Origin of the sequence: Terrimonas alba (assembly GCF_042434975.1) — a bacterium.
GTDB classification, from domain to species: domain Bacteria; phylum Bacteroidota; class Bacteroidia; order Chitinophagales; family Chitinophagaceae; genus Terrimonas_B; species Terrimonas_B alba.
Genome location: NZ_JBHMQM010000002.1, coordinates 603,278 through 626,458 on the forward strand (window position 1 = coordinate 603,278; position 23,181 = coordinate 626,458).

Consider the following 23,181-nt stretch of genomic DNA (forward strand, 5'->3'; position numbering starts at 1 on the left):
AGAGTGTTGCCATTTCACCTCAAATCATTTTAATCATGCGAATCGTGGTTCTGTTCTATAGTTTTATATTCAACCCGATCATGAAATTCGTTCCGGCCATTGGAAAATAATAATTGTCCGCTGTGATGGCCCCGTCGAGGACGTAGCTATATGTATAACCGTTGGGCTCATATTTTTTGTCAAAAACATTACTTACCTGGCCGATAATATTCCACTCCGAAAAAATCTTGTTTTTTAAAGTCAATATTGCCCGCGCATCCATGGTATAAAAGCCATTTAATTTTCTCGCTTCATTTTCGGTATTGTCAAGATATTGTTTGCCTACATATTTATTCAGCAAGCTGATCTCGAAATTTTTTACAGGTAAAATATTGATAGTGCCTCCGGCGATTATAGCAGGCGAAAAGGCGATGTCCGTCTTTTTGTGTGCTATGGGCTTTTGCCCGATCGGATTCCAGTCTACATCATATTCATCCAAGTATTCTGTAAACGCTTTTATTTTGTTTTGACTAAGGCTAAGATTAGCGGCCGCATTGAGCCATTTTGCAAACGTGTATCCGCCTTGTAATTCAATTCCCGTGCGATAACTGTTGGGAACATTGATCCTTGTATAGGCTCCTACGTCATTGATCATTCCTGTTAACACCAACTGATCTTTGTACAACATATAATAAAGAGTAGCACCGGCATAAGCTTTGGTGCTTCTTTTTTCAATGCCTGCTTCAAAATCATGCAGTGTTTCTTTTTTGGGTTGGTTGGTAGTACCTGCTTCAAAATCATCACGGTTAGGCTCTTTATTAGCTACCGCATAACTTAAGTAAGACTGCCAGCCATTCTTACTGTATTGAATGCCTGCTTTAGGATTGATAAAGTCAAACTGGCGATTAATAAAAAGACCGGGATTATTTGCAAAGCCATTCATCTTATGCTGCACATGCCGGTATTGCAAATCTGCAAACAAGTTCCAGTACGGCATAAACTCGTATTGCCATTTGGTATAAAAATTTATGTCCGATTTTAATGCATCGAGATCATAATAACGGAAACCCTTATCAAATCCAAACTGTGCCCAAATAACGTCTCCATGATGTATGCCATCATAGACAGTCCAACCACCACCAATTGTTACAGCATGTTTATCCTTTTTATATTGAGCAGAAATTATTTGGCCATAGTAATAGTTATCGAGCCATTTCTGACGGACCAGGTCAGTTTTTTCAATAGTAGTATCACCCAAAACGAGGTCAGGCTGACCATAATCAGCAAAACTTTCCTGTGCTTTATAATTTTCATAATAGCCTAACCCTCTCGACAGGAAAACTGCGGTATTAAAATTCCAGCGGTCATTAACAGCATGATTAAAAAATAACTGGTAATGTGTTTGCCTGTAATTATCGGTTTCATTATCGTAAGGAACACCGGGTTTCTCAGTGCCACTCGAATTCAAAGTGCGGTCCGTTTTCAATAAATATTCGGGAAGACCATTCCAGGCCTGGTAGGTTTTTTCTTTTCCGGAGAAAACATTCAATCTAAGCGACGATTTTTTAGTCATATATGCGCCGGATAAATAAAACGCCTGCAAATTGCTGCTGGCCCTATCGATATACCCATCGCTGGTTATCTGGCTCAGCCTGGCATCAATCGTAAAATGATTGTCAATTAAACCTGTTCCGGCTTTAACGGTATTCTTCCAGGAATTAAAGGAGCCATAGCTGTTGTTCAGTTCAGCGTACGATTTCAGGTTGACCTCATTGGTAGATAAACTGACGGTTGCACCGAATGCTCCCATACCGTTTGATGATGTACCTACACCCCGTTGAATTTGGATGGAACTCACAGATGAGACAAAATCGGGCAAATCAACAAAATAACTTCCTTGTGATTCTGCATCATTATATGGAATGCCATTCAATGTGACATTGATGCGGGTACCGTCGGTTCCGCGGATCCGCATGCCGGTGTAACCAATCCCAGCACCTGCATCGGAATTAACGACCACTGACGGAGTTTGGTTCAGGATAAAGGGGATGTCCTGGCCAAGATTGTTTTTCTGAATTTCTTTTTTCGACAAATTGGTTTTGGTAAACGGTGCTTTTTCGCCGGCCCGGATAGCTTTTACTTCGATTGGCGTAAGTAAATAAAAACTGTCGCTGGTTGCTTGTTTTTGTTCTGTTGGAACTTCTTCCCGATTTGCCGGGACTTGTTGTGCAAATAAAACAGAGGCTGAAAATAAAATACAGCTTGTGATTGCAATCCTCTTCATTTTTTTAAGTTTAAACGGTTAAAAATGAGAGGGAAATGCTGTAGGAGAAAGGGCAGTAGGCTGCCATCCTTCCCTGCGCAGGCATTACCCTGATCAGGTTTACGGGTATAATCTCAGATTGTCGCCAACTTGTCGAAGGGCCCTTTCATCAGGTTGGCACAAACACCCCGGGAACACTGAAAACTTTAAAGCTTTCGTATTGAAAGTATAAGAGCTGCGGCAAAAGTAAGAATAAAATAAAATTGTACCGCTGTAACTTTCATACTGCATCCTTCGTACTACTCAAAATCAACAGGTTTATGAAAAAAACTATATTGTCACTTTTGCTTGTCACTGCTTTTGCTGTTGCCGGCTGGTCGCAAAAAACTATTAATGATCCCAATGCAGAGATGCGGGAGGCTAAAAATTTCAGAGCGATTGAATTATCCAGTGCTTTTGATGTATACCTCACCCAGTCTAATGAAGAATCAGTGGCCGTAAGTGCTTCTGAAAGCAAATACCGGGAAAATATAAAAGTGGAAGTAAAAGGAGGCGTACTTATCATTCGTTATGATAATAAGGGCAAGTGGAATTCGGGCAACAAAAAACTAAAGGCTTATATATCATTCAAGCAGCTTGATAAACTAAATGTTAGTGGCGCCTGCGACGTTTACATTGTGGATGCCTGGAAAGCTGAGAATTTAAAACTGGATATGTCTGGCGCCAGCAATTTAAAGGGTAAAATCACCGCACAAAAACTGATGATTGACCTGAGCGGCGCTTCCGATCTTACGCTGACAGGCGATGTTGGTCAATTAAATATTGAAGCCAGCGGCGCCAGTGACTTTAAGGGATTTGACCTGGCAGTTGACTATTGTAATGCAAAGGCCAGCGGTGCAAGTGATATTAAAATTACTGTTAATAAAGAGTTATCGGCCGAGGCCAGTGGTGCCAGCGACGTGAAGTATAAAGGTGCCGGCCTGATCCGCGACATCAAAACAAGCGGTGCCAGCAGCATTTCAAGAAGATCATAATCAATGAAATTATTTGTAGAAAAAGCTGTTGTGAAAATAAACACAACAGCTTTTTGATTTTTGTTTGGCTGCTAAGTTCTATGACCTTACATTTGCACCGCGAAGTAGAGCAGCGGTAGCTCGTTGGGCTCATAACCCAAAGGTCGGGAGTTCGATCCTCCCCTTCGCAACAGGGAAATCCGCCGGGTGGCGGATTTTTTCTTATGTTCACGGGATATGTCTTATACAGTCAGCGATATAAAAAGATCTGTATCGGATATACATTGAATCTTATCGAATGATTTAACTCGCATAACGAACTTGCGACAAAGGGTTGGACAATAAAATTAAGACCTTGGAAAATAGTTCATACAGAGATATTTGAAAGCAAAGCACAAGCGATGCGTCGAGAAAAGGAACTTAAATCAGCCAGAGTCAGAGAATGGATTTGGCAAATGATAACTGATAAGTAGTTCTGGGCTCATATCCGCCAGCTGGCGGACGGGAGTTCGATCCTCCCCTTCGCAACTGATAATAAGCCATCCGCCACGGCGGATGGCTTATTTAATTTTTCCTAACAGTTGCTGTTTCAACTGGCAAGGATTGACTACCTCCTCCTTCTTGCAATTTGAAGCATCGGCTTGCCGGGAATCAACTGGACAAGTTTATCATGAAAGTCGGTTTTGTAAACATATTTGGCAGACCCAATGCGGGTAAAAGCACATTGTTAAATGCGCTGATGGGAGAGAAGCTGGCTATTGTTTCACCGAAAGTACAAACCACCCGGCACAGGATAAAGGCGATCATGACCGAAAAAGATTACCAGGTTATTTTTTCAGATACGCCGGGTATCATTGAACCGAAATACAAGTTGCATGAAAAAATGATGCAATCCGTAAAAGGAGCATTAGAAGATGCGGATGTGGCTTTGTTGATTGTAGATGTGAATGAAAATTGGGAAGAGTGCAATACAATATTTGAAGCACTGAAGTTGAAAGTACCGGCAATAGTTGTCATCAATAAGATCGACAGAGCAAGCCAGGAAAAGATAAAAGAAGCTATTGCTTTTTTTGAAAGCAAAAAATATTGCCGGAAGACAATCACCATTTCAGCTACCAGCGGTATTAACCTGAAGAATTTTTTAAGACCGATATTGGAATTACTGCCGGAAGGCGATCCGTTTTATACAGAAGATGATATCAGCGACTTGCCAACCAAGTTTTTTGTAAGCGAACTGATACGGGAAAAAATCTACGAATTGGCAGCGGATGAAATCCCCTATCACACCGCTGTACTGGTGAGAGAGTTCAAAGAAAAAACAACACTGGTAAAAATAGTGGCCGACATCATTGTTCACCGGGAAACGCAAAAGGCAATATTGATCGGAGAGAAAGGCAGCATGATCAAGAAGTTGGGCATGATGGCCAGAAAGGATATCGAAGAGTTTTTGCAACAAAAAGTTTTTTTGGAACTCTTTGTAAAAGTAAAACCGAAATGGCGGGAAAATGATTTGCAGTTGAAGGAATACGGTTATTAGAAACCCCCTGTCCTCCGCCGCGGCGGAGAGACCTAGGTCGAAGAGTTTTTATTTTTGGAAAGAAATCACAATAGTAATAGAATATTTTTTTAACAGCTTGTGAAAATTGAATTTCATATAAGAAGTGAATATTCAAATTTCTGAGTCTAAATAGTCCGCCGCGGCGGATTTAGGGTATGAGTTTTACAGTAGCAATAGTAGGTCGTCCAAACGTTGGAAAGAGTACATTTTTTAATCGCCTGCTGGAAGAGCGTAAAGCGATTGTGGACGACATGAGCGGCGTGACCCGCGACAGGCAATATGGCGTGGCTGATTGGAATGGGAAAAATTTCAATGTCATCGATACCGGCGGCTTCGTGGCTGGCAGTGAGGATGTTTTTGAAAAAGAGATTGCGAAGCAGGTATTAATTGCGGTGGATGAAGCGGATGCGATAATCTTTATGGTCGATGCTCACACCGGCATGACCGACCTTGATGATTCAATGGCTCATGTTTTAAGAAGGGGTAAAAAGCCAGTTTTCCTGACAGTGAACAAGGTTGATAATAACGAAAGATTGCTGGAAGCATCGGAGTTTTACAGCCTTGGATTCGATCAAATATTTTTTATAGCGGCGGCCAGTGGTAGTGGTAGTGGTGAATTATTGGATGCGATCACTGAGTTAATTCCTGCTACACCCGACGAAGATGAAGAACAGGATGAAACAGCTTTACCCAAATTTGCGATCGTCGGTCAACCGAATGTCGGTAAATCTTCCTTATTGAATGCGTTGATAGGGCAGGAGCGGACCATTGTTAGTGAGATAGCAGGAACCACCCGGGATACGATACATACTCATTATAATCTTTATCAAAAAGAATTTGTCCTGATTGATACGGCGGGTATCAGGAGAAAATCCAAAGTGCATGAGGATCTTGAATTCTACTCCGTCATCCGGGCGATAAAAGCATTGGATGAGGCCGACGTATGTCTGCTTTTGTTGGATGCTGAAAAAGGAATAGCGGCGCAGGATCTGAATATATTTTCCCTGGCTGCCAGGAAGGGAAAAGGGATAGTTGTATTGGTAAATAAATGGGACCTGGTAGCAAAAGAAACGAATACTGCCAAAGAATATGAGGCTACTTTAAGGAAAAGACTGGCGCCATTTAAAGATGTGCCGATCCTTTTTATCTCTGTCAAAGAAAAGACACGCATCTTCAAAGCCATTGAAACGGCATTGGAAGTCTACGAAAACCGCAAACGCAAAGTGCCTACATCAGAATTAAACAATGTGATGCAAAAGGCAATGGAAAACTATCACGCACCCGTGGTTCGGGGTCATGCTATTAAAATAAAATTTGTAACGCAATTGCCAACGGCGGTGCCATCGTTTGCCTTCTTCTGCAATTTTCCGGACGACATAAAAGCGCCTTATCAGAATTACCTGGAGAATCAACTCCGCCAGCATTTTGATTTTACCGGCGTGCCGATCCGTTTATTTTTCAGAAAAAAATAAGGTCATTTACCAAACTGCCTGCTGATTTCGGCTACTTTCTTTTTAAATACAAGTAGTTCTTCCTGTTGTTGTTTGATAAAGGCATTGTCCTTGAGGCAGCCGATTACTTTTTCCATTTCCTTTTGTGATTCGTATACCATCAGGCGAAATGGATTGGCATAATCTTTTGCTCTTGATTCATAAATGTTGTTGACCATCCATTCTTTTGTGGCAACAGCTTGTTGCAGCAATTGCAGAAATATTTTTTTGGTAAGCGAAGAAGGCTTGATTTCAAGAAGTTCAAATAAGGACGCAATAGCATGTTGTCTTTTGTCCTGCAGGTATTGCGCACTTCTTTGTTTATAAAAAGTATGCACTTCCTCCCAATCATTAATCCTGCTTTCGTGAATGTCTTTGAGTAACTTATTGACGGAAGGTTCAGGAATCAATTGGCTGCCGATGTTTAGCCAGGTTGCACGGTCAGGTTTCCCGATAGAATTAGCCAAATCATCAAAAGAATTGATGTTTTCTGCTTCAATCCAATTTACTAATTGCGTAATTCCGTAGTAAATGATCAGTTCTTTAAACAGGTGATAAGCTTCGGTGACCTTTACCAACTGTACCTTGCGGGAAGTATTTTCAACACCATCGATCAGTATCTCCAGCTTGCTGAGATTCTTTTTTTGCTCCAGCAACTTTTCTCCGCTTTGAACCGCCTGCTCCCCGCTTATTTTTTTTGTCGCCTTTGCTTTTCCTACGGCCTTCTTTAGTAATTGCAGGGCATCGAACATTTCATTTACACTATCCGGCGCCAGGAAATCATATTCAAGGTATTGGTTTTTGAATGTACGCTTATCCCGGCTTTCATATTTTCCGCTATTGCGGGCAAGGGCATACATATTATACATAAACCAGTAGCCGGGCATGATAACCAATTTGTCATTAGCTACATCATTGCTCACCAATGAAAAGGGGATAGGAATATTTAGTTCTGCCGGAAAATCACCTTTTGCAATCAAAGTGAACGATGCAAACTTTGAGTTGTGTTTTAAACTTACACATAAGCCCGGCCAAAATCCACGACCGGCAATTATTTCACCGTCTGCACCGCGGGAATTATGGTTGGAGCCAATCGTAGCGCCGGCGGCCATATTCGTTTGACCTTTTAGTATAGAGGCACATAAGAAGGAATTGTTATGATGCTGCTCATGCGCAGGAAAGATCAATGAATTCAGCACTTCGCAACAAGAGATAGTGGAGTTGTCGCCCAAAAATGAATTGATCAGCCTGGCGCCATACTTTAGCTGGGAATGGGAAGCCAGGATAAAGCGAACCGCTTTCGCACCATAAAATGCTTTACAGCCAAACCCGATAATGCCATTTACCAGTTCGCATCCTTCGCCAATTTGCGTGGGTGACTCAGCCGAAGAATTGATCGTCAGGTTTTTTAATTTATTCGCTCCTTTGATATAAGCATCGGTGCCAATAAATGTATCCTTAATAATGCGACTGTTCTTTATCACCGAACGATCGCCAATCATTCCATAGTAACCACGGCGGTCATCAAATTTCTTTTCTGTAAATTCTTTGAATTTTTGCATTAAAGTTTCGTCGCTGCGATAACGGGTCCACAGCCAGGCGTCACCTGCCTGCATACCATCGAAGGGCATCACACGGCGGCCAGCATTTTCATTGCAGAGTTCCAGCCAGATGCGTACCGACTCTTTCTCACCCTTTTTAATAATACCGTTTCCAAATTTAGCATGATTGGAAACCTCGATCTCGTTTACATTCACAATGATTACCTCATTGCCGATGATGTAATGGCTGAGATAGTTTACATTATTGATTACTACATTATCGCCAAGATCACAACTAATAATGGAACTGTTATAAAGCCCAACAGGTAAGCGGATATCATGAAATTCCAGGTAATAAGATTCAAGTCTGCCAATTCGCACCAGGCCATAAAACTTACATTGTCGTACAAGGGAAGTGTCAAACCCGTTTGTTACTAATACATTGCTCCAATTGTCTGAACAATTGCCATTAGCGATTAACTGATTTATCTCGATATCAGTCAGTGAGCGGTATTGTGAGTGATTGGGATTTTGGATATTTCGAAGATAATATTCGTCTTTTCCCTCAGGAATATATTGCTCGTCAATGAAATTGTAACCCAACCCCGATAGCAGAGTTTTTGTGATTTGATTCATGTTAAAATTTTAAAGCGCAGAGCCATCAAATTTTCATAGCTCTGTGCCTGGCAAAACAACCTTATTCTACAGTAACAGACTTGGCAAGATTACGCGGCTTATCTACATCAAGACCCTTTGCAATTCCAATATAATATGCCAATAATTGAAGTGGGATAACGCTCAACATAGGGGCCAATATTTCGTCAGCTGCCGGAACAATCATCACGTCATTGGAAAGTTCGGTAGAATGCGCATCCCCTTCGGTGATGACGGAAATAACTTTTCCTTTCCTCGCTTTTATTTCCTGCATATTGCTAACTACTTTTTCATGGTAAGAATCTTTGGTAGCAACAAAGACCACGGGCAAGGTTTCATCAACCAGGGCAATAGGCCCATGTTTCATTTCAGCAGCCGGATAGCCTTCGGCATGTATATAGGAAATTTCTTTTAGTTTTAATGCGCCTTCCAGCGCCACAGGAAAATTATAACCCCGGCCGAGATAGAGAAAATCCCGCGCATCTTTATATTTTTCAGCGAGGGCTTTTATGTGGTCGCTGCTTTTTAAAACATAAGCAACTTTTTCCGGTACATCATTCAATTCATTTAATAAATGCAGGTAACGCTCCTGTGAAATAGTGCCTTTCAGGTGAGCAATCTTCAACGCAATCATGGTAAGAACAGCCAGCTGCCCTGTAAATGCTTTGGTACTTGCTACGCCAATTTCAGGACCGGCATGTGTATAAGCTCCCCCATGCGACATACGGGCAATAGACGAACCTACCACGTTTACGACGCCCAAAATGATTGCGCCTTTTTGTTTGGCCGTTTCTATCGCCACCAGGGTATCTGCTGTTTCGCCACTTTGTGAAATGGCAATAATTACATCGCCTTCGTGGATTACAGGATTGCGATACCGAAACTCAGACGCATATTCAACTTCCACATTGATGCGGCAGAGCTCTTCAAAAATGTATTCTGCTACGAGGCCAGCATGCCAACTGGTACCGCATGCTATCATCACAATTCTCCTGGCTTTCATGATCTGTTCAGCGTATTGCTGGATGCCGCTCATGGTGATGGTACCTGCTTCTGCATCTAATCTTCCACGGAGACAATCATAAATAGTTTGCGGCTGTTCAAAAATTTCCTTCAGCATGAAATGATCAAAGCCACCTTTTTCAATTGCGGCCAGTTCGAGATCAAGTTTTTGAACATAAGGAGTGATCTTTTCATTACCGAGGTTTTTTAAGATCAGCTCATCCGGTTTTATGATGGCTAATTCATAGTCGTTGACATATACCACTTCCTTGGTGTATTCCAGCATGGGTGATGCATCGGAACCCAGGAAATGTTCGCCCTTACCAATGCCGATAACAAGCGGGCTGCCTTTACGGGCAGCAATGATCGTCTCAGGATCGTCTGCATCCATAAGCAGAATAACATAGGCCCCTACCACTCTCTTAAGCGCAATCCTTACAGCTTCTTCCAGCGAACAATTATTGTTTGTCTTAATTTCTTCAATAAAGTTTAAAAGAACCTCGGTATCTGTATCACTCTTAAATGTATATCCTTTGTTTTGTAATTCATTTTTGAGCGGGGCGTAATTTTCGATAATGCCATTGTGGATCATCGCTAATTTACCACTGGCTGACTGGTGCGGGTGGGCATTGCGATCGCTTGGTTCGCCATGGGTTGCCCAACGGGTATGACCGATTCCTGCATGGGCATGTAATTTTTTCCCAACGATCGATTCTTCCAGTTCGGCTACTTTACCTTTCTTCTTATACACATTTAATCCTTCGCCATTTTGTAAAGCGACTCCGGTGCTGTCATAGCCGCGGTATTCTAATCTTTTTAATCCTTTAATAATAATAGGGTAGGCTTCTCTTGGGCCGGTATATCCAACGATTCCGCACATAGATTATTTAGGTTTTTTATATGCGGTAAAGATATAGAATTGTTTAGGTTGTGCAAACGATTGAGCGCTGCCGCAGATTGTCGCAGATATGCATTAAAGGCATTTATAATAGTGTGCCGCTCAGCAGCATGAAGGCAACCGAGAAATAAATAATTAAACCGGTGACATCAACAAGCGTGGCGACAAACGGAGCTGAACTAACGGCAGGATCGGCGCCTAAACGTTTTAGCATCATGGGGAGCATACTTCCGGCCAGGGTACCCCATAGCACGACTCCCAACAATGTTATACCAACAGTCAATCCCAATGCCACCCAATGCGCTCCATACAAATCAGGAAATATGGAATGCCACACAGCAATACGAAAAAATCCAATGATGCCGAGTACGGACCCCAGAAGGAGTCCTGAAAAAATTTCACGCCGCATTACCCGCCACCAATCCGAAACGGTTATTTCACCTACTGCCATGGCTTGTATGATGAGTGTGGAGGCTTGTGAACCACTGTTGCCACCGCTGGAAATAATCAATGGTACAAATAAAGCAAGCACTACTGCCTTGGCTATCTCATCTTCAAAATAAGCCATCGCCGTTGCGGTTAACATTTCGCCTAAAAACAATATTACCAGCCAGACAATTCTTTTTTTGAAAAGGCGGAGAATTGGCATTTCCAAATAAGGCTCATTCAATGCTTCCGTACCACCCATCTTTTGCATGTCTTCGCTAAATTCTTCACTGGCCACCCACAGTATGTCATCGATGGTAACAATACCTAATAATTTATTACTGTTACTGACAACGGGTAAAGCCACCCTGTTATTCATTTTAAATACTTCGCTGGCCGTTTCCTGGTCGTCAAATGCGTTCAAGGAAACCACCCTGTCATCCATCAGCTCAGAAACTTTTTTGTCGGGTGCATTCAAAATAAATTCATGTATCCGCAAATCGTCCAGTAGCTCTCCTTTTTCATTGATTACATAGATCACATTGATGGTTTCGCTGGTCTTGCCATATTTGCGGATCGTGGCAAAAACTTCTTCAATGGTGTTATAGGGATACACATACACATAGTCCGGCGTCATCAAACGGCCAATACTATTTTCAGGATAGCCAAGCAATGATAAAGTGATCTTTCGTTCTTCAGGATCCAACAATTTGATCAATTCCCTAACAACATTACTCGGCAATCCTTCGAGAAAATCGGTACGGTCATCAGCCGGTAATTCATTCAATAGGGAAGCGACGGTATTGGGTGGGAGAGTTTGGATAATTCTTTTTTGTGTAGGAAACTCGAGTATCTTGAAAACACTGGCAGCCCGGTGCACCGACATGTTGGCAATGATCTGGCTTTCATAATCGGGGAACTCATACACCAGGTCCACTACATCACTGATGTTCTGGTGATTCAAAAAATCACGGATCTGCAATTTGTCTTCCGTTTGGATAACGGCTTTAAATTGTTCCTGCAAAGAAGGTTGTTCGAGTTCTAATGACATGAGTCAAAAATACGAAGTACAAACTATGAAATCCCGATGCTACTGCCGTTTCTGCATTAACGAATATTTACTTACTTCGTGGCTTTTATTTTAAACATTATTTGCTGCATGATCCTGCCTATTCTTTTTATTGCCCCTTCTGGCGACCTGGGCCGCGGTGTTTACACGTCATCCGCTATTGAAGCAGACACGGTTATCGAAATGTCCCCGGTTATTGTTATGAGTAATGATGACCGGAAATTGCTGGATAAAACCCTGTTGCATGACTATATTTTTGAATGGGGAAGAAAAGGTGGCCAGTGCTGCATGGCCCTGGGTTATGTGCCGATGTATAATCACTCCTATAAATCCAATTGTGAATACGAGATGGATTTTGATAATGACCTGATCAGCATCAAAACGGTCAGGTATATAAAAGAAGGAGAAGAGTTATTCATCAACTATAACGGTGAGTGGAATGACAACAAACCGCTTTGGTTTGATGCAAAGTAAAGCTAATCATCTACATCTTTTCGATGCCCGATTTTCAATATTTCAATCGTAATAGTTTGTTGGTCCACCGTATAGATCACCCGATAGTCGCCAATCCTGATACGATACATGGCTTTAAATCCTTTAAGCTATTTATAGCCGGCAGGAAAAGGATTGTCTGCCAATAATAACACCTCTGCCTGAATTTTGACAATTATTGGAGATGGCAAAGCTTCCAGTTCTTTCTCAGCTGATCTTTTTATTTTTAGCCGATACTTTGCCACGTCGGGATTTTGACTTTAGAATTTTGTTCACAGACTTTTCAAAATCAACTGAAGGCTCGTTTAATCGTGATTGGGCTTCAAGTCCGTCCAGAAATTCTTCTACTTCCTCCTGGTAGTTTTTCAGGTTGATGATAACAGCGGTTTTATTACCTTTTTCATCTGTTATATAACTAATGCCTTTCATGTGACGGGGCTTTTCTCAAATTTACAAATAAACGCTGTATGATTGTTATTTCAACTTATTCTTGATCTCCTGCAATTTCAATAAAGCTTCTACGGGAGTGAGCCGGTTGATGTCCGTTGATTCCAGCAGTTTCCTTATTTCATCAAAGGTTTCGCTATGCGCATCAAAGATGGAAAGCTGCATTTGCGGCAATGAAAGATTTTTCACCTTATCTGAAATCTTTTGACTTTTCACCTTTGACTTTTCTCCCTCAGCCGGTTCTTCTCCTTCAACATGCTTACTTTCTAACTGCGACAATATTTCATTAGCCCTTTCAATCAACGAAGGTGGCATTCCTGCCATTTTCGCCACATGTATACCAAAACTGTGCGTACTGCCGCCCGGCGCCAGTTTACGAAGGAAAATGATCTTATTGCCCACTTCCTTGTTGGTGATATGGTAGTTCTTGACGCGCTGAAACTTATCTTCCAACTCATTCAGTTCATGATAATGTGTAGCGAATAAAGTGATCGGCTGATGCGAGGTATTGTGCAAATGTTCCGCAATGCTCCAGGCAATTGAGATGCCATCATATGTAGAAGTGCCGCGGCCGATTTCATCCAGCAGGATCAGACTGCGGGGCGTAATATTATTGATGATGGAAGCGGTTTCATTCATCTCTACCATAAACGTGGACTCACCACCGCTCAAATTATCGGATGCACCAACACGGGTAAAGATTTTATCCGTCAAAGAAATCTTTGCTTCTGTAGCCGGCACAAAACTTCCGATATGTGCCATAAGGGTTATCAGCGCCGTCTGCCGGAGCAAAGCACTTTTACCACTCATATTCGGACCGGTGAGTATAATGATCTGCTGATCCGTTTTATTTAGCTCCAGGTCATTATGAATATAGGTTTCACCAATCGGTAAATTTCTTTCAATCACCGGGTGACGGCCTTCTTTCACTTTCCATTCAGGACCTGTATGCAAGACCGGTTTCTTGTATTGATAATGAATGGCGTTTTGTGCAAAGCAGCAAAGGCAATCCAGTATAGCGATTATATTACCATTGTTTTGAACAGGTGCGAGGTAATCAAACAATTCGTTTAATAATAATTCATACAGCTGCAACTCCAATTGCAGGATTTTATCTTCTGCGCCAGTTATCTTTTCTTCATAATCTTTCAGCTCCGGCGTTATAAAACGTTCCGCATTCGCCAGCGTTTGCTTCCGCATCCATTCAGGAGGTACTTTATTCTTATGCAGGTTGGTTACTTCGAGGTAGTAGCCAAACACATTGTTGAAGCCGATCTTCAGGGAGTTGATCCCCGTTCTTTCTATTTCCTTTTGTTGTAGTTGTACGAGATATTCTTTTCCCGACTGCGATATTTTTCGAAGTTCATCCAACTCATCGCTTACCTGCTTATTGATCATGCCGCCTTTGGCAGCTACAGCGGGCGGATTGTCAACAATCTCTTTAAAAATTTTTTCAGCGATATAGGGACAGGGATTCAATGCGTCGCCCAATCGTTTGAGGTATTCATTGCCAGCGGTCAGACAAAGTTCCTTGATCGTTGCGACCTGTTGCAAACCCCTGGCCAGTTGTAAAACCTCCCTGGGGTTAATTTTTTTCATCGGGATTTTCGAAACTAATCGTTCTATATCCCCGCATTGTTTGATCGATTGTGCAATTTTATTGCGCAGGTCAGTTTCTTTGATGAAAAATTCCACCAGTTCCAGCCGCTCATTGATCTTGAGAATATCCTTTAACGGGAAGATGATCCAGCGTTTCAGCAAACGGGCACCCATCGGTGATACGGTATTATCCAACACACTCAATAAAGTGTGATTGCCATCTGAATTGCCGTACACCAACTCGAGATTACGAATGGTGAAACGATCCATCCATAAAAAATCATCCCGGTCGATACGCTGAATAGAAGTGATATGCTGCAGGTTGGGATGTTCCGTGTCTTTTAAGTAATGAATAATGGAACTGGCGGCAATTAATCCATTGCCGAGATCGTCCACACCAAAACCTTTTAACGAATGGGTCTGGAAATGTTTCAGCAAAACATCCTCTGCATATCCCTTATCAAAGATCCATTCGTCCAGCGTGTAGGTGTACATTTTCCCGCCAAACCATTCTTTGAAATTTTTTTGTTTGTGTCGTTGAAAAATGACTTCGGCCGGTTTAAAACTTTGCAGCAATTTATCCGCATATTCTCTGTCACCTTCGGCAATAAAAAATTCGCCCGTTGAAATATCCAGGAAGGCGAGACCAAAATGTTCGTTATCGGCAAAATGTATCCCCGCCAAAAAGTTGTTGCTGTGATGCTCCAGTAATTTATCATTGACAGTGGTACCCGGCGTCACCATTTCCGTCACGCCACGTTTCACCACACCTTTTGCCTGTTTGGGATCTTCAAGCTGATCGCAGATAGCCACACGGTAACCAGCTTTTACCAATTTGTGCAGGTAGGTGTCCAGGGCATGATGCGGGAAACCAGCCAGTTCAAGGGAAGAAGCTGCGCCGTTGTTCCTTTTGGTCAGTGTAATGCCCAATACCTGGGAGGCAATTACTGCATCCTGGCCAAAGGTTTCATAAAAATCCCCCACACGAAACAACAGGATAGCATCGGGATATTTTTGCTTAATAGCCCGGTGTTGCTGCATCATGGGAGTTTCTTCAACTTTCGCTTTAGCCATCAGGGAAATCGCCGTTTTAGGGAGGGCAAAAATAAGGAAGTGTTGATTCAACTGTTCCGGCTTGCGTAACTGGTGTATAAATTAGCTTACCCCAGCGATATTTGAAACTTCACCTGTTTTGATTGAAATTAATTGTAATCATTTGCAGGGTTTTATATTTCCATCCTGACCGGTTAATTTTGCGCCATGCGAAAACTGAGCATGGAAGAGCTGGGCCGCAAAACGGTAGAAGAATTTAGAGAATCTCCCAAAACCCCTGTTATAGCCGTACTGGAAAATGTTCGCAGTGCCTATAATGTTGGCAGTGTTTTTCGCACGGCCGATGCTTTTTTGATTGAAGCCATTTATATCACCGGATACACCGCCAAACCACCGCACAAAGAGATCAAAAAAACAGCCCTTGGCGCCGAAGAAACGGTTGCCTGGAAACATTTTCCCTCGGCTAAAGAAGCTGTGGAGGATTTGAGGCAGGATGGTTACAAAGTTTTTGCCATTGAACAGGTAGAAAACAGTATTTCTCTCGAAAAATTTGATGCGGCAGGAAAAATAGCTGTCATCTTCGGCAATGAAGTAACGGGTGTTGAGCAGTCAACCATTGGTTTATGTGATGGCACAATTGAGATTCCACAATTGGGCATGAAGCATTCGTTGAATATTGCGACGGCGGCAGGAGTGGTGCTATGGGAACTTGTCCGAAATAAGATTGTCTGAACCGGGATTTATGGGATTGATAGGATTAGTAGGATGAAATCCCAATAATTCCAAACATCTTCCAAACTTGCCTGCCTGCCGGCAGGTCCTAGTTCAGACATTAAAAATTTAAAATGAGTACAGTAAAAAAATATTTAAGTCTTATAAAATTTTCCCATACCATTTTCGCAATGCCTTTTGCGATGATTGGGTTTTTTTTGGGTGCATTTGATGGGATGGAAATTATATATGGAACGGGGCAATGGAATTTAAATAAAACGATTGGTTTGGGGGAAGCGGATAATAAATATTCTGGCCGATGGCGATTAAATATTGAAGACACCAAAGCTTTTTATGAGGGTATTATTTTGTTGGTCTTAGTTGTCCTCTGTATGGTCTTTGCCCGCAGTGCTGCCATGGCCTTCAACCGTTATCTCGACCGAAGCTTTGATGCCAAAAATCCCAGGACCGCAATAAGAGAAATTCCAGCAGGTATATTAAAAGCAAATAGTGTTTTACTTTTCACTATTGTCAATTGCCTATTGTTTATTGTTTGTACTTTCTTTATCAATAAACTTTGCTTTTATCTTTCACCCATTGCACTGGCAGTTGTATTAGGTTACAGTTATACCAAACGGTTTACGCCGCTTTGCCATTTGGTGTTGGGATTGGGTTTATCACTGGCACCTATTGGTGCTTACCTGGCGGTGACGGGACAGTTTTCGTTGTTGCCTATTCTCTTTTCACTGGCAGTAATATTCTGGGTCAGTGGATTTGATATTATCTATGCCTTGCAGGACGAAGAGTTTGATAAATCACAGCAACTTTATTCTATTCCGGCATGGTTAGGCAAGGCAAGAGCATTGCGGGTATCAGAATTGCTCCATGTATTAAGTGCGGCTTGTGTAATTGGTGCGGGTTTGTATGGAGGTTTTGGCTGGCTGTATTGGATCGGCATTGCGGTGTTTGCAGGCATGCTGATCTACCAGCATTCTATCGTCAAACCCAATGATCTTCGAAAAGTAAACCTGGCTTTTATGACGGCTAATGGAATAGCCAGTGTTGTGTTTGCGATATTCGTTATTGCCGATCTGTTTATAAATTAGAACGCAGATTATCATGATCGTTATGCTCGGTTATCATGTCTGCGCAATCGTAAAAATCTTAAAAATCAGCGTTCAATCTCATGCCCCGGATAATAGCCATCGATTATGGTCTCAAACGTACCGGCCTTGCCGTAACGGACCCTTTGCAAATTATTGCTACCGGGCTCACGACGGTTGAATCAAAACAGTTGATCCCTTTTCTGAAGGACTATTTTTCCAAGGAGCCGGTAGGGCTGATTATCATCGGTGAACCAAAAAACTGGGACGATACCGACACCCATGCTACCCCGCTGGTGGAGAAATGCATCAAAGATCTCCAAAAAAACTTTCCGGCCATTCCCATCAAAAAAGTGGATGAACGCTATACTTCCAAAATGGCGAAAGACGCCATGCTGGAAATGGGGCTTAAAAAAATGCAGCGAAGAAATAAAGCACTTGTTGATGAAATAGCCGCCACCATAATGTTGCAGGAGTATATCCGGAACCCCTAGTCCGCCCAGGTGGAGAATAATGAAGAGGTTGACTTAAATTTGCGCATTTAAAGGCTCTCAAACTTGTGAACCTGTGAACTTTTAAACTTTTAAACTTTTAAACTTGATCTTCCCGATTGTAGCATATGGCCACCCGGTTTTAAGAAAACTTGCCACCGATATTACACTGGATTATCCCGGTTTGTCAAAATTTATTGAAGACATGTGGGAAACCATGTATGCCAGCAATGGCGTTGGCCTTGCTGCGCCGCAGGTTAACAGGGACATCCGGCTGTTTGTGGTGGACACCGTGCAAATGTTTGAAAATATGGATGAAAAAGATAAAGAAGATTATCCCGACGCACCCGGTATCAAATCCGTTTTTATCAATGCCCATATAAAAGAGCTTGACGGTGAAGAATGGCCCTATAACGAAGGTTGTCTCAGTATTCCGAAAATCAGGGAGGATATCTACCGGCATGAGACAGTGACGCTTCAATACGTAGACGAAAATTTTCAGCCACAGGAAAAAACTTTCAACGGGATTTCAGCAAGAGTAATCCTGCATGAATATGATCACCTGGAAGGAAAACTCTTTATCGATTATCTTTCACCGCTCAAGAAAAAACTGATGAAAGGCAGGTTAAACGATATTTCCAAAGGGAAGATAAGCGTTGACTACAAAATGCTTTTCCCCGATAAATAAGCAGTATGAAGAAGCTTCTCTTATTCGTACTCTTACTTTTTTCTTCCATCCTGCCGATGTATGGACAAAAGGATTCGCTCGACAATGAGCGTCTTGCAAAAATGATTAACCTTTCCGAAGTAGTGGTAAGAACGGATATCAATGTTCCCAAATTTATCGATCGGGTTAAGAACGACACTACCTTTTACAAAGCCTTTAAAAACCTGCATGTGCTGGGCTTTACAGCATTGAATGATATCCGCATCATGGATAAAAAAGACCGGCAAAAAGCGGGCATGCAGAGTAAGACCAGGCAGGTAAGAGAAAACGGTTGCCGTACTATGGAAACTATTTCCGAAACTACGCAGGGTGATTTTTATAATTCCGATAAAGAATTCAACTATTATACTGCCGGGTTATACGCCGGCTTGTTTTTCACCGATGGAAAAATTTGTGGTGAAAATAATATTGTAAAAGGGACTTCTTTTGATGCGAAAGGAAAATCAGGTATTGCCAGGCATAAAGAACAATTGAAAATGTTGTTCTTCAATCCCGGCAAAAAAATCCCCGGTATTCCTTTTATCGGTAATAAGATAAATGTATTCGATCCGGAAGTAGCAGCTTATTATGATTTTATGATTGACCAGATAGAATATGGGGGCAAGCCCTGTTATCTTTTTACGGTGAAAGCCAGGGAAGACTTATCGGGTGGGGAAAGAGATAAAATCGTCATTGATAACATGGTCACCTGGTTTGACGCATTGACCATGGAAGTAGTGGCCCGCAATTATAGCCTTAGTTATGACGCCGGTGTATATGATTTTGATGTGAGTATGGAGGTAGAGATGACAAAATTTGGTGACTATTTGGTTCCCAAAACTCTCCGCTACAAAGGTAATTGGGATGTAGTGTTTAAAAAAAGAGAAAGGGGAGTGTTTACTGCGACCTTATTTGATTTTAAACAGTGAGGTCAGAAGTCGGATGTCTTGATCTCAGACCTCTGACTCCCCATCTCTGACATCATTTCTCCATCTGGTTTCCTACTGCACTAATATATTTTCTCCATTTCTCGATCACCTGTTTCATATCATCTGCCAGTTCCGTGTCAAAAAATAATTCCTCACCTGTTTCGGGATGTACAAAGCCCAGCGTTTTTGCATGCAGAGCCTGGCGGGGACAAATAGCAAAACAATTATCGACAAACTGTTTGTATTTAGTATACACTGTTCCCTTTACAATTTTATCACCGCCATAAAAATCATCGTTGAACAATGGGTGCCCGATATACTTCATATGCACCCTGATCTGGTGAGTGCGGCCGGTTTCCAGTACGCACTGTACTAATGTTACATAGCCAAAACGTTCCATTACTTTGTAATGAGTGATCGCTTCTTTGCCATGATCACCTTCGGGGTAGGCAGCAAACTGTTTTCTGAACCTCAGGTGACGACCAATATGGGCAACCACGGTGCCTTCATCTTCCTGCATATCGCCCCAAACTAACGCCACGTACTGCCGTTTTACTGTATGATCAAAGAATTGCTTGGCCAACATCCGCATGGCATGTTCCGTTTTTGCCAATACCAGTAAGCCGCTGGTGTTTTTATCGATACGATGCACCAAACCAAAGCGGGGTAGGACAGCTTCTGAAACAGCTGGATTTTTTTGTTGCAGATAATAAGCCACGCCATTCAGCAATGTGCCGGAATAATTGCCGCTGCCCGGGTGCACCACCATGCCCACTGGTTTATTGATCACCATCAGTGAGTCATCTTCATATACAATATTGAGGGGAATATTCTCCGGAACTATTTCTGATTCTTCAGGATCTGTATCTGAGTAAACAATAATCTCGTCGTTTGGCTTTACTTTATAATTAGGCCTTACTTCTTTACCATTTACAAGCACCATACCTGTATTGATAGCACGTTGCAGCTTATTCCGGGTTCCTCTTTCTATCCGGTTGATCAGGAATTTATCGATGCGTAACGGTTCCTGGCCTTTGTCTACCGTCAGGGTAAACCTTTCATACAGTTCATCGTTATTGTCAATAATTTCCTGGGATTCGAGCTCATTTTCCTCATTCATAGTGCCGTATCATTTTTGCAATCCTGCAAAGGTGCGGATTTCAATTTGTTTTTATAGCATTCTTGTCAGAAGTCAATTTAAAAGCAGGATCGTAAATTTGCCGTTTACTATGAGCAAGCAACTGGTTATTTTCAGGGATTTGGGGAGCATGGATTATAAAACGGCCTGGGACTACCAGGAGAGTCTCCTGCAGGAAAATGTCAGGATAAAGTCAGAAATCAGAAGTCAGTTGTCAGAAGTCGGAATTCTACCTTCAGACTCACAACCGCCAACCGCCAACTGCCAACTGTCAACTGTCAACTATCTTTTATTCGTAGAGCATCCTCCCGTTTATACATTAGGGAAAAGCGGTCATATAGAAAATGTGTTGCTGAGCGAGGAAAATTTGAAAGCAAGGGGCATTGATTTTTTCCGTACTAACCGTGGTGGTGATATCACGTTTCATGGGCCGCAACAAATAGTTGGCTATCCCATCCTGGACCTGGAAAAATTTTATACCGATATCGGGAAGTACCTGCGCAATATTGAAGAGGTGATTATACTGACATTGAAAGAATATGGTATCGACTCCGGTCGTTCTGCAGGAGAAACGGGTGTGTGGCTGGATGCTGATAAAAAAGGCCGGGAAAGAAAGATTTGCGCAATCGGCGTTCGCAGTAGCCGCTGGATTACTATGCATGGGTTTGCATTCAATGTCAATACGGATCTCGATTATTTCAATTTCATTATACCCTGCGGCATACAGGATAAACAGGTGACTTCATTACAAAAAGAACTGGGACGACCGGTGGATTTCGGGGAGGCAAAGGAAAAGGTGAAAAGAAATTTTGAAAAAGTGTTTGAGGCAGAGCTAAGATCAATAGACAATTCGCAATAGGCGATTGAGTCTGATTTGTTAATTGTCTATTGCCAATTGATCAAAACTCCTTTGGTATATAGAACTTATTTTTCTCCAACAGTTCACCATCCTGGTACAATTCAAATTTGAACCAACCTGCATGGTAAAAATTTGCCTTATCAATTTTGAAGTCTTTTTCCTTTACCTCTTTTAATTCAAAAAGCAATTCATTTTCCTGGGTGAAGAATTTAATACTGTATTTCTTTTCTTCTTCATCCGGTAATAATACTCTTACATATCCATCCTTATAAGTAAAGACTCTTTTCGAAGGAATAAACATATCAGCTTTGGGCCGGTTGTTAGGTGCTACCGGTCCTATTACAACACTGTCACTGATGATCACCGGCACTACCAACCCGGGCATGTCTGTTTTCACCGCGGCATCTTTTTTTACTATAGTATCCTTAAAGGGTCTTTTTGAGTCACTGAAAAGGTAAGCACCCTTGTCAAGCATGATGTAAAGACGATAAAACATCTGGTCATGATTGGCCTTTGTATCGGCAAATCCATTTTCAGGAAGCGTGGGATCCGCTACGGTAAGTATGGTCTTAAAATTTCTTGTACTATCAAAAGAACGTTGAATACTGATCTGCTTCACTGTTTCAAAAGTGTTGACCCAGCCAACAACGATACGGTTGTTACCGACATTTTTTACTGAAAATTTGGGAAGGGTATCCTGGGCTAAACTGCGGGACGCTACAAGTGAAATGATAAAGAGAAACAGGATGAGTTTTTTCATAATTCAAAAACGGAAGATATGGATTGTTTGCATCCATAAGCAACAAATATACCATACATGGCCAAGAATGTTAAAATAGCAGCGTTCCTTCTTTTAACGAGTCATTTCCCTGCAGGCCACCACTGTGAATTACAAGGATTTTGCTACCCGGGGGAAAGTAATTTTTCTCAACCAGGTCAGTAATGGCGTAAAATAATTTGGCGGTGTAGACGAAGTCAGTAGGAACGCCTGTTTGTCTGTAAAATGCATTCATGAACTGCAATAACTCCGGTGTGTGTTTAGCATAGCCATTAAAAGAGTAGTCATGCAGGATGGACCAATTTTTTTTGTCACTGTCCAGGAGCGATTGCACCTGCGTGGCCAGGGAAAAATTATTTTTTAAAACACTGACGCCAATCACCTGTTGATTGCCTGATACGCCATTAATAATACCGGCCATCATAGTACCTGTGCCAACTGCGCAACAATAATGCGCATACGATTTATTGCAACATTTTAAAATGGTAGCTGCGCCTTTTGCTCCCAACTGGCCATAGCCGCCCTCTTCTACGATTGCATATTCACTGATGTCTAAGTCTGATGGTATCTCTTTTTTTTGATAAGATGAACGTGGAATAAAGACAAGCTGCATCTCAAAGTCTTCCGCCTTTTTCAGGGTATTAGAAAGATAAAGGCTCTTTTCTCCCCGTATAATGCCAATAGATTGAAGTCCGTGTTGCTGGCAGGCTGCCGCAGTGGCAACGATATGATTAGACCACGCACCCCCAAATGTCAGTATCCCTTTCTTATTATTGACTTTGGCCTGATGAATGTAGTAACGTAGTTTGAACCATTTGTTGCCGGAGATGACCGGGTCAATTTTATCCAGGCGTAAGACTTCAATTTCGATGTCATGCTTATTAAAAGAATGGATACGATCAGTTGTTATTCGGTCAAACGATGGATCAGGCATTTAAAATAGCATGAATAGGTAGCGAATTTAGTTTATTTTCGTGCCCAA

20 protein-coding genes, 1 tRNA gene, 1 pseudogene and 1 riboswitch are annotated in these 23,181 nt (G+C 42.0%); of the genes and pseudogenes, 12 read left to right on the forward strand and 10 right to left on the reverse strand.

From position 1 onward, the window contains the following. Window positions 1–55: 55 nt before the first annotated feature. Entirely contained in the window at window positions 56–2,263 is a 2,208-nt protein-coding gene (locus ACFEL9_RS07420) for a TonB-dependent receptor (protein ID WP_385887822.1), read from the reverse strand. Window positions 2,264–2,316: 53 nt separating this feature from the next. After that, window positions 2,317–2,443: riboswitch (TPP riboswitch) on the reverse strand. 119 nt (window positions 2,444–2,562) lie between these two features. Between ACFEL9_RS07420 and ACFEL9_RS07425 the strand changes: the two genes are divergently transcribed. From ACFEL9_RS07425 to der, 5 genes and pseudogenes are all read left to right on the forward strand, one after another. Then, window positions 2,563–3,276, forward strand: a complete 714-nt coding sequence (locus ACFEL9_RS07425; protein ID WP_385887825.1) for a head GIN domain-containing protein — start codon at window positions 2,563–2,565, stop codon at window positions 3,274–3,276. Window positions 3,277–3,374: 98 nt separating this feature from the next. Beyond that, a tRNA-Met gene (locus tag ACFEL9_RS07430) sits at window positions 3,375–3,446 on the forward strand. Between the two features lie 123 nt (window positions 3,447–3,569). Further along, window positions 3,570–3,728: pseudogene (locus ACFEL9_RS07435) on the forward strand (GIY-YIG nuclease family protein); the annotation flags it as partial. Between the two features lie 197 nt (window positions 3,729–3,925). Beyond that, window positions 3,926–4,792: a GTPase Era gene (era, locus tag ACFEL9_RS07440; protein WP_385887827.1), complete on the forward strand. Its 867-nt coding sequence runs from the start codon at window positions 3,926–3,928 to the stop codon at window positions 4,790–4,792. Window positions 4,793–4,968: 176 nt separating this feature from the next. Next, window positions 4,969–6,285 carry a ribosome biogenesis GTPase Der gene (der, locus tag ACFEL9_RS07445; protein ID WP_385887829.1) on the forward strand — a complete coding sequence of 439 codons (1,317 nt, stop codon included), beginning with the start codon at window positions 4,969–4,971 and terminating at the stop codon, window positions 6,283–6,285. A gap of 2 nt (window positions 6,286–6,287) precedes the next feature. Here the strand turns inward: der and ACFEL9_RS07450 are convergent, their stop codons facing one another. The 3 genes from ACFEL9_RS07450 to mgtE all read right to left on the reverse strand — a co-directional run bounded on the left by ACFEL9_RS07450 (window position 6,288) and on the right by mgtE (window position 11,875). Beyond that, entirely contained in the window at window positions 6,288–8,480 is a 2,193-nt protein-coding gene (locus ACFEL9_RS07450) for a DUF4954 family protein (protein WP_385887832.1), read from the reverse strand. A 61-nt stretch (window positions 8,481–8,541) separates the two neighbouring features. After that, complete coding sequence (gene glmS / locus ACFEL9_RS07455) at window positions 8,542–10,380, reverse strand: glutamine--fructose-6-phosphate transaminase (isomerizing) (RefSeq protein ID WP_385887833.1); 1,839 nt, start codon at window positions 10,378–10,380, stop codon at window positions 8,542–8,544. Window positions 10,381–10,483: 103 nt separating this feature from the next. Next, window positions 10,484–11,875, reverse strand: a complete 1,392-nt coding sequence (mgtE, locus tag ACFEL9_RS07460; protein ID WP_385887836.1) for a magnesium transporter — start codon at window positions 11,873–11,875, stop codon at window positions 10,484–10,486. 108 nt (window positions 11,876–11,983) lie between these two features. Between mgtE and ACFEL9_RS07465 the strand changes: the two genes are divergently transcribed. Then, the gene (locus tag ACFEL9_RS07465; protein ID WP_385887838.1) at window positions 11,984–12,367 is read left to right on the forward strand and encodes an SET domain-containing protein; all 384 of its coding nucleotides are present in this window, start codon (window positions 11,984–11,986) and stop codon (window positions 12,365–12,367) included. 2 nt (window positions 12,368–12,369) lie between these two features. Here the strand turns inward: ACFEL9_RS07465 and ACFEL9_RS07470 are convergent, their stop codons facing one another. The 3 genes from ACFEL9_RS07470 to mutS all read right to left on the reverse strand — a co-directional run bounded on the left by ACFEL9_RS07470 (window position 12,370) and on the right by mutS (window position 15,505). Further along, window positions 12,370–12,477 (reverse strand): type II toxin-antitoxin system RelE family toxin, encoded by a 108-nt coding sequence (locus ACFEL9_RS07470; protein ID WP_385887841.1) that lies wholly within the window; start codon window positions 12,475–12,477, stop codon window positions 12,370–12,372. Between the two features lie 115 nt (window positions 12,478–12,592). Further along, on the reverse strand, window positions 12,593–12,814 hold the full coding sequence (locus ACFEL9_RS07475) for a hypothetical protein (RefSeq protein WP_385887844.1): 222 nt from the start codon (window positions 12,812–12,814) through the stop codon (window positions 12,593–12,595). Between the two features lie 45 nt (window positions 12,815–12,859). Further along, window positions 12,860–15,505, reverse strand: a complete 2,646-nt coding sequence (gene mutS, locus ACFEL9_RS07480) for a DNA mismatch repair protein MutS (protein WP_385887847.1) — start codon at window positions 15,503–15,505, stop codon at window positions 12,860–12,862. Window positions 15,506–15,691: 186 nt separating this feature from the next. Here mutS and ACFEL9_RS07485 point away from each other — a divergent pair, with 186 nt between their 5' ends. The 5 genes from ACFEL9_RS07485 to ACFEL9_RS07505 all read left to right on the forward strand — a co-directional run bounded on the left by ACFEL9_RS07485 (window position 15,692) and on the right by ACFEL9_RS07505 (window position 19,424). Then, window positions 15,692–16,216: an RNA methyltransferase gene (locus tag ACFEL9_RS07485; RefSeq protein WP_385887850.1), complete on the forward strand. Its 525-nt coding sequence runs from the start codon at window positions 15,692–15,694 to the stop codon at window positions 16,214–16,216. A gap of 113 nt (window positions 16,217–16,329) precedes the next feature. Further along, window positions 16,330–17,301 carry a UbiA-like polyprenyltransferase gene (locus ACFEL9_RS07490; RefSeq protein WP_385887853.1) on the forward strand — a complete coding sequence of 324 codons (972 nt, stop codon included), beginning with the start codon at window positions 16,330–16,332 and terminating at the stop codon, window positions 17,299–17,301. Window positions 17,302–17,381: 80 nt separating this feature from the next. After that, window positions 17,382–17,792, forward strand: coding sequence for a Holliday junction resolvase RuvX (gene ruvX, locus ACFEL9_RS07495; RefSeq protein ID WP_385887855.1), 411 nt, complete (start codon window positions 17,382–17,384; stop codon window positions 17,790–17,792). A gap of 103 nt (window positions 17,793–17,895) precedes the next feature. Further along, window positions 17,896–18,477 (forward strand): peptide deformylase, encoded by a 582-nt coding sequence (def, locus tag ACFEL9_RS07500; RefSeq protein WP_385887858.1) that lies wholly within the window; start codon window positions 17,896–17,898, stop codon window positions 18,475–18,477. 5 nt (window positions 18,478–18,482) lie between these two features. Further along, entirely contained in the window at window positions 18,483–19,424 is a 942-nt protein-coding gene (locus tag ACFEL9_RS07505; RefSeq protein ID WP_385887860.1) for a hypothetical protein, read from the forward strand. Window positions 19,425–19,476: 52 nt separating this feature from the next. On the opposite strand, the gene ACFEL9_RS07510 is transcribed toward ACFEL9_RS07505, so the two are convergent. After that, window positions 19,477–20,544, reverse strand: coding sequence for an RluA family pseudouridine synthase (locus ACFEL9_RS07510; protein ID WP_385887862.1), 1,068 nt, complete (start codon window positions 20,542–20,544; stop codon window positions 19,477–19,479). A gap of 109 nt (window positions 20,545–20,653) precedes the next feature. Between ACFEL9_RS07510 and lipB the strand changes: the two genes are divergently transcribed. Continuing rightward, window positions 20,654–21,421 carry a lipoyl(octanoyl) transferase LipB gene (gene lipB, locus ACFEL9_RS07515; RefSeq protein WP_385887864.1) on the forward strand — a complete coding sequence of 256 codons (768 nt, stop codon included), beginning with the start codon at window positions 20,654–20,656 and terminating at the stop codon, window positions 21,419–21,421. A gap of 40 nt (window positions 21,422–21,461) precedes the next feature. Here the strand turns inward: lipB and ACFEL9_RS07520 are convergent, their stop codons facing one another. Further along, complete coding sequence (locus ACFEL9_RS07520; protein ID WP_385887866.1) at window positions 21,462–22,181, reverse strand: hypothetical protein; 720 nt, start codon at window positions 22,179–22,181, stop codon at window positions 21,462–21,464. A gap of 70 nt (window positions 22,182–22,251) precedes the next feature. Then, window positions 22,252–23,133, reverse strand: coding sequence for a 1-aminocyclopropane-1-carboxylate deaminase/D-cysteine desulfhydrase (locus ACFEL9_RS07525; RefSeq protein WP_385887868.1), 882 nt, complete (start codon window positions 23,131–23,133; stop codon window positions 22,252–22,254). Between the last annotated feature and the right edge of the window lie 48 nt (window positions 23,134–23,181).